Below are 14,556 nucleotides of genomic sequence, written 5' to 3' on the forward strand. Positions count from 1 at the left end.
CTCTGTCCGAAGTCGGGGTTACTTCAGACACGGTAAGGTAAAATCAGTACGGCTCTGTCCGAAGTTCGGGGATCTTCGGACAAGCAAAGGATAAATCGGCATGGCTCTGTCCGAAGTTCGGGGGACTTCGGACAAGCAAAGGCAAAACCAGCGTGGCTCTGTCCGAAGTTCGAGGATCTTCGGACAAGCAAAGCCAAAATCAGCGCAACTCTGTCCGAAGTCGGGGTTACTTCAGACACGGTAAGGTAAAATCAGTACGGCTCTGTCCGAAGTTCGGGGATCTTCAGACAAGCAAAGGCAAATTCAGCCCCGCTCTGTCCAAAGTCCAGGGATCTTCGGACAATCAAAGGCAAAACCAGCGCAACTCTGTCCGAAGTTTGAGTATCTTCTGACAAGCCAAGGCAAATTCAGCGTAACTCTGTCCGAAGTCGAGGGATCTCACTGATTTCCAGATAAATAAAATGAACCAATCATTAATAGCGGTTCTTCCCTTGGTTCCCTTCTCTTCCATAATTTATTTTTGTGAGATTAACTGTATTCATGTATAGTAAAAGTATTCGCAAACGAAGTTGAGAGGTGAGAATCCTTTGTTGGTTGATTTACTTTTACTAGATCCGGAATTATATACTCATATGGCATTTAACATTAGTATTGGTATAGGGCTAATGTTACTGCTGCTTACTACACAAAGGGTTAATATTGGTTTTGGTTCACCGTTTTCCAATTTTACAAATAAGCAGATTTGTGAAGAGAAGTGCTTTGATGGTAACAGGAGTCTATTAATTCAGTACTTTATTTCGAGGAGAATTACAAAATCAATCCGTAATAAAATGGCTACAAGTGATGATTCAGATTGTTTCGTTTCCTATTATCTTAACAGTTTTATTTAACTTTTAAGGAGGAAACATGAAAATGAATCGCACTTTCACTAAACTTATTGTCCTATTATCTGTCCTTACAGCATTCCTTTCTGGATGTGGAATTCAGTCAAGTGAGGATAATGAAGGTTTTTTCCACAATTTTTTAGTAGAACCTATAACAAAACTCATAAATTTTATTGCAAATACGTTTGATGGCAGTTACGGAGTGGCTATTATTATTGTCACTATTTTAATTCGCTTGATAATGATGCCATCCATGTTAAAACAGTATAAAAATCAATCAGTGATGAAAGAAAAGATGGGGTTACTTAAACCCGAAATGGAAAAGATTCAGGAAAAGATCACTGCTGAAACAGATCCGAAAAAGAAGCAAGAGTTGCAAAGAGAATTGATGGGGCTTTATCGAAAACATGGAATTAACCCGCTTAATATGGGTTGTCTGCCCCTTCTCATTCAAATGCCTATTTTGACGGGACTATATTATGCCATTCGTGGGTCAGCAGAAATCACTCACCACACTTTTTTATGGTTTAGTCTAGGACAACCTGATTTAGTGTTAACCATTATTGCAGGGGTTATTTATTACATTCAATTTAGAATTTCACAGTTAAATATGGCTCAAAGTCAACAACAACAAATGAAGTTTATGGGATTATTATCACCCATCATGATCGTTGTAATTTCATTTAATGCTCCGGCTGCACTACCGCTTTATTGGACAGTAGGAGGTATTTTTCTGACAATCCAATCATTTATTGGTTATCGGCTTTACCGAAACCAAAAGCTTAAGCCGGTCGTAGAAAATAAACAAATGTAATCAAATAAAAAATAGGGCCTGCCCCCAGCGTTAACACTACTTTCCGCCGAGGCCAGGCCCTATCATATTCTATTAGTAAGTTATTAAGGTCTTATGGTTGATTAACTGCTGCGACTTCTGCATTATTATTTACCACCAAACTATGAATTTTAACATTAGATGGTACCAAGGGATGATGACGAATAATTTCAACACTCTTGTTGATATCTTCCCTGACATTTCTGCTTCCATCTAACCAATCACTTATACTATCCTCAATGAAATCTGGTTTCACATTTTTAAAAAGATAATCAACTGTTTTTAGTTTATCATTCATATTGACTTTAAGTTGGCTTTGAGCATCCTCAAAAACGTTCCGCTTGTTCGTCGAACCAACTACAAATATCTCCTCAACCTTCTCCTGATAAATGGCAAGGATGATTGATCTCATTATTTCTCCAAAAGGGTGAGAAATGATTGGGCCATAGCTTTGTATCATTAACATATTTTCAGGTTGGACGTTCGTCTCTTGTTGCAGAATAGGCTCCAATCCAGATTCCATGTCCGTTATAAATAATGTTTTTTTTGTTGTTTTATCCATACAGCACACCCTTTCATCTAGATAAATTGGTTTAAAGACTTTTAATAGTTTTCCCATTCATAATGGGGGGTTACACACGCAAGCCTAACCCAGCCATTTTGTACCTTTTGTTTAAACACATCATCATTTTCTAATAATCTTTTCACGAACTCTCTTGGTGCCTGAATAACGATTTGCAGACGAAGAGGAGCATGATAAGCCTCTTCATCTGATTTCATCACAGACTGCCAGGGAAGGCCTGTCAATAAATCACTTGCAACACCTTGCATGACACCAAGTCCTGAGGTTATAGTTTGTGTTCCTTTATTCCCACTCCCATAGAAATGTGGTGCAACGGTGGATGCATAATACTGTAAGTTAATCCATTGGGCTACGGTTCCTGGCCCAGCAATAATGTTAGCTAGAATTTCTCCATTGTGGTCTTGCTCCCAATCGTAATTATGCAGAAAAACTCTTCCTTCTAGATCACAATGATGAGTCAGTTCTCTCTTCCCTATAATAAAAGCTGCATTACGAGCCAATCCCCATTCAGGTCGTATTTCACTCCAATCTTCTGCGATACGATGTGCCTCAGCCTTTGGATTTTTACAATAAGTGCCGATCGTGGGTAATTGTGATAAACATTCTGCATTTGCTTGATGACTTACGTTAGGTAAAACTTCCTCAATGTGATCAAACGATTCCTGTGCTAACCTTGATAATTTGGGGACATAAATCCACTTAAGTTCATTCACAGTTGTATTATGTTCAGCTGCAACGAATACTGTTTCAGCTGGAATTTCAATACCATCCATTAAAAGTGCGTTTCTTACCTCTGGTAAGTTGCACAAATTTGCAAGAACCCTAGCATTGAATGCTCCTGACGCACCACCGCAAGCACCGCAATCAAGCGAGGCTGCATATGGGTTGTTTGTACTTTGACTTCCGTGTCCACAAATCACAATTAATGGTGCAAAGTTTGTTGTCAGCCCCATCATCTTAAGTGTTTGACGGACATAATTGACTTGTTCTTCCTCAGAAAAACCTAATGAAATTTCAGATATATTGTTCCGAGCAGAATGAAGCGTGAGATTTGTTTCTGGTTTCCTTAACCATGAATCTCGAAAATTACGTATGAAATGGCCCGCTTTTCTGGGTAGAAAACTACGGCCTAGCGTTTGTATCATAAGCCAAGGTCCGCTTACCTCAGGTAAAAGCAAACTTGGAACTGTATTCTGTTTCATCTTTTTAAACGTATACGCTACAGATTCTAACGCTCGTTTACGTTGTTGGTATTGCTTTAGTTCATTTGTATCCACTCTTTCTTCTATTCTATGTCTTGCCTTTTGCATCACGGGCAATGAGGAATGAGTATGTTTACAATCAAGCTCCCGAATTTCAATTGGTAATCCGAAGAAACCAGCGACACCAATTGTTTCAAAAGGCCCCGCTTTCTCTAAATAACGTCTAAAGGTTTCAGAACGGACATCTATACAAAATGCAAATTGGGCTAATGCACGATTTGTTACATTGTTCACTTGTTGTTTAGCTAAGATTCTCTGTTTCAATTGATCTGTGTAAGTTTGTTCCCAAGCCTCAAGCCACAATTTTTTTTGAATCTTTTCATTAAACGTGTAGGCAAATGACAAGTATTCTTTTTGTTGTTCAGTAGACATCCCCAACCATTTCTCGATTGTGAGCCCTCCATACTGTACCCAGGCTTTTATAAGTGAATCAAATTGAACTTTTTTCTCAAAGCTATTGTGCAAAGGCAGGTAAGGATTCACCAAAACCCATTCCATAGAAACTCGAACAGCTAAATATTCCATTAAAAGTGATTGTTCTTGTTGAGATTGTTGAGAACGCCAAAGCATCATGCCTGCCCAGCCAGGCAAAGATAGCAAATGACTCTCAAGGTAATCTTGTATCTCTGAACGAGGAATTTTAAAAGCAGATAAAACGACTTCCAACGCCGTCTCTGCATCTTGTGGCCAGTTTCTAAACATTTTGCGTTGGTTTTTACGCAATGAAGGGTCATGCTGTATAAGGCTTTGCCAAGTTCGATAAAATCCATCTTCATGTTTCGGTATTGACCACCCCGCTTGGGAGTCATCCAGATATAACTTACACCATTTAATAACATGATGATCTAGCACTTCCGTTAAATTTCTACCATCCTTGGGCTCTATCTTCATGCTTAAGGGCTGTCTCGGAATACTCTCGTAAAGTTCTATATTTCGTTTTTTTGAATCCTCTATAAAGTTTTTTACCTCTAGTGATGATAAGGGATTTGCAGACATCGCATCCAAATTTAGAGAAAACCGGCAATAACGTTCAGCCTCTTCCCGAGGTATTTTAAGAGAATGTGAGTTTAGCCAGTGCTGCAAACCTATTTCTAAAAAACCTTCATCGATTTCCCCGCGATTTTTAGCCGATAGGATCATAGATGTACTAGGGTATATTTCTACATTTCGGATGTTCTTTAACCAGTTAGCAACATCTTCAAATTTTAAATCTTCCAGTCCCACCCATGGGTGACGAGCTGCAAACGTTGAAATAGGTCCAAGTGGTGCTATTACTCTACTTGCTGAAGAAACTAACGATTTAATATCAATCTCTGTATCAATTTCTTTTAGCTGTTGTATGTTTATTTCTTTTTGTAATGTAGAGGATAACATCACACCAACAACCTCCTTGTGAAAGTGATTATTTTAGATAGCTTGGATGGCTTTCGGTAGACTTCATCTCTCCTTCTCCAAATTTTATAAACCAAAGAAAAAGTACTGCGGAAAAGGAGGATGTAGGATAACGGGAAGCGATCGCGCCCATTACACTACCAAATATTAATAGACAAACGACAATGAACACAATCGGCATAGGCAGTTGAAGACTTTGAAAAACAGGTGTATATAACCATTCTTTAAAAAAACTATGTAAAAGTAAGTAGACAGTTGCTGATCCTCCCAAAAGGAAAAGACCAGCCACTCTATCAATTCTTCCTTTACAATAAACAATTAACTGCATCCAAGAAAATGATAAGGACCATCCTACTATCAAAGCAGTCACAATGTCATAATGTCCACTAGAGGACATCCTCCAATAAGCAATCCCAGTAAGTAAACCTAATCCATAACCAGCGAAAATCCACAAAATAGACGATCTTTTAGTATGATTAGAAGAGACTTCAATCCGGCGTATTGCCGAACCAGCCTGTAAAAAAAGAGTAGCCTTAAAAATACCATGTAATATGAGGTGGAGAATGGCTGCCGAATAAGCACCTAAAGCACATTGAATAAGCATAAAACCCATTTGCGCAATTGTAGAACCCACCAATTGACGTTTATAATCAACCTGTACCAAACTTATGCCACTACCGATTAAGACAGAAATACTTGAGAGAACAAGTAATAAAATCTGAGCTTTATCCCCATTAAACAACGGTGAGAAACGTGTTAGTATAATTCCGCCTGCATTTACAATCCCAGCATGCATAATTGCAGAAACGGGTGTAGGAGCCACAACAGACTCAATTAACCATTTATGGAATGGCCATTGGGCTGCTGGAATGATTACAGCCAAAACCAATAATAGATTTATTCCTGTTTTTTCCCATGTACCGATATGTGTCAGACTATCATTGGCCAAGATTAGAGTTAGCTTCCAGCTGCCCGTGATTTGAGACAACCAAATGATAGCAAATAGAAGAGCCAGCCAACTACCTGCAAATACCTGAGCAGAGAGTCTTGTTGCTACTCTCGTTACCTTCCACTCCCTCTTTATACTTATAAGAATCGTTAACCCAATAAGAGTAATCCCCCAACAACCGGCCAACAATCGAAGGTCATTACTTAACCAGGAAACAGAAGCCGTACCTGTTATAAGTGTGAAGAATGCAAAGTATTTTCGGTAAGAACGGTCTCCTAGTAAATACCTTACAGAAAAACGTTGGATGACAATCCCTATCGTCAGAACAAAACATGCCATAAGCCAAGCTAATGAATCCAAGTGCAAGGGGCCAACATTGTGATTCATATTGTTCATTAATAGAATCAATAATGACACCAAAGCAGGCAATGAAATGATCCCGATGTGGACCCGCACAAAACCTAGGGGCACCCGTTTAGATAGGAATACGAATCCACTTACCACAGATAAAAAAAGTGCGATAAAAAATAAGGTAAGTAGTATGGATATGCTATTCGAAATCATAAAACTTCCCTCCGTCAAAATGGACCGAACTTAAATAGTAATTAAATAAAAAAACCGAGAACTAGTACCAGTCGTAGTAACCACTGATACTTGTTCTCGGTCTATTTTTAACTGACTAATAAAGTCTTTTAAAAATCTCCCTAAACTAATTTTTTCTCTAAATCATTAAATAACTTAAACACGATAACTCGTTCTCCAGTACGAGTACTTAAATCAGTATGAAAACTTTTTACTTCTTCCCCAGTGATGGTTAAAATAATTTCTTTTAATCCATCCAAACCAGATTCAACTAACCCTGACCGAGTATGTTTGATTGATAGCATGCCATCCTTTGTTTGACAAACAGCATATTCCGCAGGAGTTAATATACCTTGTAAATAAACGATTATCATATCACGGAGAATATCTGTTTTAACGGAAACAGATCCACGCCCCAAAAAATCCTTTTCCCAATGAGTAATCGCTTTGCTAATTTCTGATTCGATGGACCCTTTTGTTTTCTTCAAGTAAATTCCCCCCAAACAAAAAAAACGGTATATTTCCAGACTATTCCCTCTAAGTCTAAAAATATACCGATTTGTCTTATTCTGTACTTCTAAATACAAAAAGATTGCTTCTTCATTCTACCAATTCTACATTAATAAAATGCTAAAGCTCTTTATTATTATTCAGAAGGTAAATAATATCACTCGGTTATTAATCTAAGTAATAATTTAATTGAAAATGATCAACTTGTCAATATTAAATTGACAGAGGATTGATTCTATTTATTTTTAGCTGCTTATACGATTGTACGTTTTAAGAATTCTCTAGTACGAGCTTGTGTCGGATTATTGAAGATGTGCTCTGGACTTCCTTCTTCAGCAATAACACCCTTATCCATAAATACAACTCGATCTGATACTTCTTTTGCAAATTCCATTTCGTGCGTTACGATTAACATCGTAAGACCAGACTCAGCGAGTTCCTTCATGACTTTTAGGACTTCTCCTACCATTTCTGGATCAAGTGCTGATGTTGGCTCATCAAATAACATCACATCTGGTTCCATCGAAAGTGCTCTTGCAATCGCTACACGTTGCTTTTGCCCACCGGATAACTGCTTTGGCTTAGCGTTAATGTATTTATCCATACCAACAACTTTTAAGTATTTCATCGCTACTCTTTCCGCTTCTTCCTTCGTGCGTTTCAATACTTTTATTTGCCCTACTACACAATTGCTTAGGACATTATGATTATTGAAAAGATTAAATTGTTGGAAGACCATTCCTAAATGTCTTCGGTAGGTAGCGACATCATGCTTGTTATCCAAAATATTTTCACCTTGATAGATAATTTGCCCACCGCTAGGTCTTTCTAATAGATTAATACAACGAAGAAGAGTTGATTTACCGGATCCGGAGGAACCGATGATGGAGACAACTTCTCCTTTATTCACCGAGAAATCAATATCCCTTAATACTTCATGAGTGCCAAAGGATTTGCTTAAATGTTGAATATCAATAACCTTTTCCATGTTCTCTCCTCCTTCTTCCTATTGTTGTTGATTAACTTGTATCGGTCGATCGTTCCCAATCATCGTATAATTATCAGAGCCATCTAATTTTCTTTCAAAGTATAATAGAATTCTTGTAACAATGAAGGTCATCACAAAATAAATCATACATGCTACGAAAAACGATTCAAAATATCTAAAGTTATTGCCTGATATCGATTTTGTCACGAAATATAATTCTGTCACTGAAATCACGTTCAGAACGGAGGTATCTTTAATATTAATCACAAATTGATTACCTGTTGCAGGTAGAATATTACGTATAACCTGTGGTAAGACAACGTTCCACATCGTTTGGAAATGATTCATTCCAATTGCATGTGCTGCTTCAAACTGTCCTTTATCAATCGAAACAATCCCACCACGAACATACTCAGCCATATATGCCCCTGTATTGATTGAGACAACAATGATCGCTGCAACAAAAACATTCATATCTATCCCAAATGCTAACGCAGAACCATAATAGATAACCATTGCTTGTACAATCATCGGTGTTCCACGGAAGAATTCAATATAGATGGAGAGGATGGCATTAATGACTTTTAAAAATATTTTGTTCACACCACGTTCGGGCATTGGAATTGTACGGATAACTCCTGCTAGCAATCCAATCATTGCCCCAAAGACCGTCCCGATAAGAGCGATCAAGAGTGTTAAACCCGCACCACGAAGGAACATTGGCCAGTTTTCGATAATTATTTTAATGACCCACTCAAAACTCATTTCTTCTCCTCCTTAGCCCTATATAACCGACTGTATGTTGATATACAGTCGGTTCCCTGTATTTATTATTCTGCTGCTGGTTGATTTTGAATAGCCGAATCCATAATGCTTGTACGTTCTTCTTCTGAGATACCTGATAAAATCTCATTGATTTTTTCTGTTAATTCGCTGCCCTTTTGAAGTCCGACAGCAATTGCTGTATCATCTTCTGAAGTTTCAAATCCATCTTCAAATTCCACCATTACAAAATTTTCATTAGCAGATGAAGCACTAATACCCTCTGGACGTTCTGACACGTAACCATCAATCATTCCTGATTCAAGTGCTACTCTCATTGCTGGGAAGTTGTCCATCGCCGTTTTCTTTTCGACACCTTCAATTTGGTCGATTACTGTATAGTGGAATGTATTTAATTGAGCAGTAATTTTTGCTCCTTTAAAATCTTGGATAGAAGTAGCACCTTCATAAGTGCTGCCTTTTTTCACAACCATAACTAAATTTGAAGTATAGTAATTATCCGAAAAATCGATTGTTTCTTTTCGTTCTGCTGTTGGTGACATACCAGCTATGATTGCATCAATTTTGCCTGATGTTAAAGCTGGTACAAGACCATCCCACTCTGTTTTTACAATCACTAATTCTTTACCTAAACCTTCAGCTACTTTTTTTGCAATTTCCACATCATATCCGCCTGCATACTCTGCAGAACCGTCTATTTTTACTGCACCATTGGAATCATCATTTTGAGTCCAGTTAAACGGTGCATATCCAGCTTCAAGACCTACCTTAAATGTATTATCTTCTGATGAACCAGAATCCGAACTATTACTTGTTCCACACCCTGCTAATAATAGAATGGTAGAAATGATTAAAACGAAAAATATTGTTAATTTGCTTCTCATGCTGTTTCTCCTCCGTATTCTTATAAATTTCGACAAAAAAACGACCTGAGATATACTCAGGTCGCAGTAAATTTGCCCTAAGGTCCTCTCTTTTATCTCAATTGAGATAGCACAACTCAATAAACTGGGGGTTTATTGAGACAGTCCTGCAGCTATTAACTGCAGACCCAGCATGTAATATTGAGGGTATTACAAACTTCGGCGACATTTCCTTCTCCCTAGCATCACTGTTTCCTCAAACTCCACTAAAGACTGTTAAATATCGCGCCTCTACCTCACTAGTAAAAGTGAGGCCTTATTTAATTGTGTTTTTATACTACAATAGTAACTACTAATCAGTCAACTACTAATTATTAGAAAATCCAGTAACTACTGTTTTAACATGGGATATATAAAAAAATAAGCCATCTATATCGTGTTCTTGTTATAAGAAATGGACAAAATATACATTGTAATCACATATAAAAGAGGTTACTATACCGAGAGTATGTACATAATGTTAAAAATACACCAGGAGGTTACATATGCAATATGCTCTTTCAGTTTTAGGTATTTTTGTTGTTTTGTTTTTGGCTTGGTTGGCAAGTTCCAACCGAAAAGAGGTAAAATATAAACCGATTCTCATCATGATTGTCATCCAAATTATTTTATCAATATTACTATTAAATACTAGATTTGGTTTCATTATCATCCAGGGGATTTCTGCTTTTTTTAATAAACTGCTTGAATATGCAGGCGAAGGGATTTCCTTTGTGTTTGGCGGAATGGCGAACGATGGAGAGGCTCCATTCTTTTTAACTGTATTGCTTCCAATCGTATTTATTTCAGTATTAATCGGAATTCTCCAGTATCTGAAAATTTTACCATTCATTATGAATGGGATTGGATGGTTATTAAGTAAAGTAAACGGGATGGGTAGACTTGAATCATATAATGCAGTTGCTTCATTGATGGTCGGGCAATCGGAAGTTTTCATCACACTAAAAAAGCAATTAGGTATGCTATCCAAACAACGGTTGTATACCCTATGTGCTTCCGCGATGTCAACAGTTTCAATGTCCATTGTCGGCGCTTATATGACAATGCTAAAGCCAGAATATGTTGTCACAGCTGTAATGTTAAATTTATTTGGCGGGTTTATTATCGCTTCTATCGTTAATCCGTACGAAGTAAATCCAGATGAGGATATGATCGAAATCCGCGATCAAAAAAAACAATCATTCTTTGAAATGATTGGAGAATATATCCTTGATGGATTCAAGGTTGCAGTTATTGTCGGTGCCATGTTAATTGGTTTTATTGCTTTAATGGCAGCAATCAATCATGTATTTGAACTAGTATTCACCATTTCATTCCAAACGCTATTAGGTTACCTTTTTTCTCCAATTGCTCTTATTATGGGGATTCCTTTATCAGAAGCAGTTAGTGCCGGAGGAATTATGGCGACAAAACTCGTGACAAATGAGTTTGTTGCGATGATGGATTTATCTGGAGGAAATCACCAATTTAGTGAACGGACACTTGGTATTCTGTCTGTATTCCTTGTTTCCTTTGCTAATTTCTCATCAATCGGGATTATTACCGGGGCGGTGAAAAGTCTCAATGAAGAGCAAGGGAATGTCGTTGCTGGTTTTGGTTTGAAACTTTTATATGGTGCCACACTAGTAAGCATACTTTCAGGTATTATTGTTAGTTTCGTTTTATAAATAACAACGTCTAAAAAAGAAAAAAAGGAACCTTCTCAGTTTCAAGTGGGTTCCTTTTTTGGTTTTTCCGATTTCGGTTTTGAAGGTTTCTACTTAGCAAATTTATTCAACTAATGGCTGATTCTGCCGGAAACGTTAACTTATTCTGATTGGCTGGAGACCCTGCTGAATAAGTTAAAAGGTCGGTCCTATTCTCCAAATTCCAAAGTCGTTTTGCTTCAAAATTTCTGATTTTGTCAGTTTTCCTGACGAGACAGATTTAATTTCATCAAAGATAGATTGTCCAACTGTTTGAACAGTCTCTTTACCTTCAATAATTGTTCCAGCATTCAAATCCATATTATCTCTCATACTATTAAACATTGGTGTGTTTGTTGAAATTTTAATAACAGGAGCAATCGGTGAACCCGTTGGCGTACCACGACCAGTTGTAAAGAGAACTACCTGTGCACCTCCCGCAACCATTCCTGTAAGCTGTTCGATGTCCTGCCCTGGAGTATCCATCCAGACAAGTCCCTTTTTAGTTGGAATCTCTGCATAGTCAACCAGTTCTTGAAGCGGACTGGTGCCAGACTTTGTAGCTGCACCAAGTGACTTTTCCTCAAGTGAACTTAACCCTCCAGCGATATTTCCTGGCGTAGGGTTACCAGTGCGGATATCAATCCCCATCATAAGCGCACGACCTTCTGCCTGCTTAATCTTTTCATATACTCGTCTGGAAGTATGGTCATCAACCGCTCGGTTCGCAAGTAAATGTTCGGCACCGATTAATTCTGTCGTTTCTGCAAGGATTGCTGTTCCGCCTGCTTTTACAATTAAATCACTCACATGGCCAACCGCAGGGTTCGCAGATAAGCCAGAACATGCATCCGAACCACCACATTCCGTTCCAATGATCAATTCACTAACATGACAAGGTTCCCTCATAATTGCAGAGGCATCCTGAACCATCTTTGCTGCAACTTTGGCTGCGTTAGCGATCGTTTGCAAGGTGCCTCCATTTTCCTGGATGGAAACAGTCTCAACTGGCTTTCCGCTTTTAGCAATCTCTTCTGCTACACTTCTTGCTTGATGTGTTTCACAGCCTAAACCTAGCACGACTACGCCATACACATTTGGATTAAGGCCAACACCAACATAGGTTCGGAAGGTTTGATCATAATCCACTCCAACCTGTGTACAGCCATGTTGATGAATAAAACTAACAGTCCCATGTACAAGCTGAGTAACTTGGTATGCAGCTTGGGTCGCACAGGTGATAGTTGGAAGAATCAATACATGATTACGAACCCCAACTTTTCCATCCGGACGTCTATACCCCATAAAATATTCTTGATTATTCATTTATATCCCCCCTACCTCGTGTTCCTTCAAGATTGTGTACATGGACATGCTCTCCTACCTCAATATCGCATGAAGCAACACCTATGATTTCACCGTATTTATAAATCTTTTCACCCTTTTTAATAGAATCAACGGCAAATTTGTGCCCAAAGGGAATGGAGTGTACGAGTTGTACATCAATTTTCCTATCACCATACGAAGCAGTAACAAAGATATTAGCCTCTAAATCTACTAAAACGGTCGCAACATTATCTCTCTCATTCATTAATACAGCCGAAAAACTTTGAGACATGACTTAGCCCTCCTATTAATCCTCAGAATCAACATACGGTATAGTTAATGGCCCTAACGGTAGTACCGCTACAGACATGTCTTTCCCATACTTTTCTTTAAGCTGTTCTAACGTTTGTTCAATATTGTGTGTTGGCTTCAGCATTGCCTGTGTCACTTGCTCATCTGTAAGTAGTGAATACACATAAACATCAGCCCACACTTGAATTACGGCCTGCTTTTGCACTTGCCACTGATCAAATGTTTTAAACTCTGGGTCATTGATCATGTCTAGGATTTCTTGTGGAGACTTGGCCATTTTTAAGATATCCCCGTAATTCCCATGGCTTGGAAGCCCATCAGAACATTCTGAAGCGATAATGATCGCTCCCCCTTTTTTCACAATTTTATGAGCAGCACTCATACCTTTTACAGCCTGGTACAGATTCTGATCGAGTGGATAGCCAGAATTTGAGGTTATGACGACATCAAAGCGCTGTTCACATTTCGTCATTGCGTGTTCTTTTGCATACGCACAACCTTTGTCATGGGCGGCAATTAATTCCCCAGCAAACACATTTGTAATCTGCTTATCACGATTCAAAGTGACATTCAGCATAAAATGAGGTTTACACATCATGTTAATTTCCCTTGTCATCTCCTGAAGAGGGTTATTCACCATATTTCCCCATGTTGCTAACGGATCACCAATCATCCGTGCATTATGGAAGGTCATAATCGTTTCAATTCCTGCGATCCCTGGCATGATTCCTTTTGGTCCACCTGAAAAGCCAGCAAAAAAGTGAGGCTCGATAAAACCGGTTACAATTCGAAAATCTGCTTCAACATATTCTTTGTTTAAATAAACGTCACAACCAAATTTACTATGCCCTACTTTGACAAGTGTTTCCTTATCATGACAACGATTATTAATAATCCGAACGTTATCAACAACCCATTGCCCTAGCATTTGAACGAACTCTTCTTCCGTTTGATCACGATGCGTTCCCGTTCCATTAATAATCACAAAGTTTTCAAGCGGAACATGGTTTAATTCCTTAATTAAAGCCGGAACAAGTTTTTCATTAGGCGTTGGCCGTGTAATGTCACTAATGACGATAGCTACTTTATCGGTTGCTTTCACCATTTCTGCTAAAGGAGGTGATCCAATAGGATTCTTGAGGGCCTCGTGTAATGCTCCCATTTCATCCTCAAGACCTGAGGGGTTTTGTGGTTCTAAAATAAGAGCATCATCCGGGACATTAATTGTTAAACTTTCTTTTCCATAAAGTAATGTTGTTTGCATTTTTTTCTCCCTTTCAACTCATGATGTTTTTAATAAATAACCACCCCTAGCCTCTTAAATGGCCAGGGGTGGAGCGTATTTGCTGCCCGATTTTTAGGCCCACAGGAAGTGGGTCATAAAGACGTTGCCACAGGACGTGGCGTTCTTAGTCTTTGAACTTACTGTCTCGAAAAACTACCTTTGAAAAATCGTGGCATCCGCCGGAGGCTATAACTTTATTCAGTTAGGGTCTGAACCCCAAATGATTGGTTCCTTTTATAACATTAATCGAAACACTCATA

Annotated in this window: 13 protein-coding genes and 1 riboswitch; of the genes, 3 read left to right on the forward strand and 10 right to left on the reverse strand. The window is 38.4% G+C overall.

The window, feature by feature from the left end; all coding sequences use genetic code 11:
* Nucleotides 1–587: 587 nt before the first annotated feature.
* Together ACR65M_RS09130 and yidC are read left to right on the forward strand one after the other, a co-directional pair.
* Complete coding sequence (locus ACR65M_RS09130; RefSeq protein WP_341330062.1) at nucleotides 588–890, forward strand: hypothetical protein; 303 nt, start codon at nucleotides 588–590, stop codon at nucleotides 888–890.
* Nucleotides 891–906: 16 nt separating this feature from the next.
* Entirely contained in the window at nucleotides 907–1,698 is a 792-nt protein-coding gene (gene yidC / locus ACR65M_RS09135) for a membrane protein insertase YidC (protein WP_341330061.1), read from the forward strand.
* Between the two features lie 91 nt (nucleotides 1,699–1,789).
* On the opposite strand, the gene ACR65M_RS09140 is transcribed toward yidC, so the two are convergent.
* The 7 genes from ACR65M_RS09140 to ACR65M_RS09170 all read right to left on the reverse strand — a co-directional run bounded on the left by ACR65M_RS09140 (nucleotide 1,790) and on the right by ACR65M_RS09170 (nucleotide 9,649).
* Nucleotides 1,790–2,278, reverse strand: a complete 489-nt coding sequence (locus ACR65M_RS09140; RefSeq protein WP_440273143.1) for a carbonic anhydrase — start codon at nucleotides 2,276–2,278, stop codon at nucleotides 1,790–1,792.
* A gap of 41 nt (nucleotides 2,279–2,319) precedes the next feature.
* Complete coding sequence (locus tag ACR65M_RS09145) at nucleotides 2,320–4,938, reverse strand: DUF2309 domain-containing protein (RefSeq protein WP_440273144.1); 2,619 nt, start codon at nucleotides 4,936–4,938, stop codon at nucleotides 2,320–2,322.
* Nucleotides 4,939–4,963: 25 nt separating this feature from the next.
* The gene (locus ACR65M_RS09150; RefSeq protein ID WP_440273145.1) at nucleotides 4,964–6,466 is read right to left on the reverse strand and encodes an NADH dehydrogenase subunit 5; all 1,503 of its coding nucleotides are present in this window, start codon (nucleotides 6,464–6,466) and stop codon (nucleotides 4,964–4,966) included.
* 140 nt (nucleotides 6,467–6,606) lie between these two features.
* Nucleotides 6,607–6,972 (reverse strand): Na-translocating system protein MpsC family protein, encoded by a 366-nt coding sequence (locus ACR65M_RS09155; protein WP_121446930.1) that lies wholly within the window; start codon nucleotides 6,970–6,972, stop codon nucleotides 6,607–6,609.
* 275 nt (nucleotides 6,973–7,247) lie between these two features.
* On the reverse strand, nucleotides 7,248–7,982 hold the full coding sequence (locus ACR65M_RS09160; RefSeq protein WP_341330058.1) for an amino acid ABC transporter ATP-binding protein: 735 nt from the start codon (nucleotides 7,980–7,982) through the stop codon (nucleotides 7,248–7,250).
* A gap of 18 nt (nucleotides 7,983–8,000) precedes the next feature.
* Nucleotides 8,001–8,747, reverse strand: coding sequence for an amino acid ABC transporter permease (locus ACR65M_RS09165; RefSeq protein ID WP_341330057.1), 747 nt, complete (start codon nucleotides 8,745–8,747; stop codon nucleotides 8,001–8,003).
* Nucleotides 8,748–8,812: 65 nt separating this feature from the next.
* The gene (locus ACR65M_RS09170) at nucleotides 8,813–9,649 is read right to left on the reverse strand and encodes a transporter substrate-binding domain-containing protein (RefSeq protein ID WP_341330056.1); all 837 of its coding nucleotides are present in this window, start codon (nucleotides 9,647–9,649) and stop codon (nucleotides 8,813–8,815) included.
* 99 nt (nucleotides 9,650–9,748) lie between these two features.
* A riboswitch (Lysine riboswitch) is annotated at nucleotides 9,749–9,930 on the reverse strand.
* 243 nt (nucleotides 9,931–10,173) lie between these two features.
* On the opposite strand from ACR65M_RS09170, the gene ACR65M_RS09175 reads away from it, so the two are divergent.
* The gene (locus tag ACR65M_RS09175; protein WP_341330055.1) at nucleotides 10,174–11,355 is read left to right on the forward strand and encodes a NupC/NupG family nucleoside CNT transporter; all 1,182 of its coding nucleotides are present in this window, start codon (nucleotides 10,174–10,176) and stop codon (nucleotides 11,353–11,355) included.
* Between the two features lie 174 nt (nucleotides 11,356–11,529).
* Here the strand turns inward: ACR65M_RS09175 and ACR65M_RS09180 are convergent, their stop codons facing one another.
* From ACR65M_RS09180 to larA, 3 genes are read right to left on the reverse strand one after another with little or no spacing between them, the layout of a single operon-like run.
* The gene (locus ACR65M_RS09180) at nucleotides 11,530–12,699 is read right to left on the reverse strand and encodes a UxaA family hydrolase (RefSeq protein ID WP_341330054.1); all 1,170 of its coding nucleotides are present in this window, start codon (nucleotides 12,697–12,699) and stop codon (nucleotides 11,530–11,532) included.
* Nucleotides 12,692–12,991, reverse strand: a complete 300-nt coding sequence (locus ACR65M_RS09185) for a UxaA family hydrolase (protein WP_341330053.1) — start codon at nucleotides 12,989–12,991, stop codon at nucleotides 12,692–12,694. The genes ACR65M_RS09180 and ACR65M_RS09185 overlap by 8 nt, the downstream gene beginning before the upstream one ends.
* A 15-nt stretch (nucleotides 12,992–13,006) precedes the next feature.
* The gene (gene larA, locus ACR65M_RS09190) at nucleotides 13,007–14,275 is read right to left on the reverse strand and encodes a nickel-dependent lactate racemase (RefSeq protein WP_440273146.1); all 1,269 of its coding nucleotides are present in this window, start codon (nucleotides 14,273–14,275) and stop codon (nucleotides 13,007–13,009) included.
* Nucleotides 14,276–14,556: the final 281 nt, after the last annotated feature.

Source organism: Ferdinandcohnia sp. SAFN-114 (assembly GCF_059415045.1).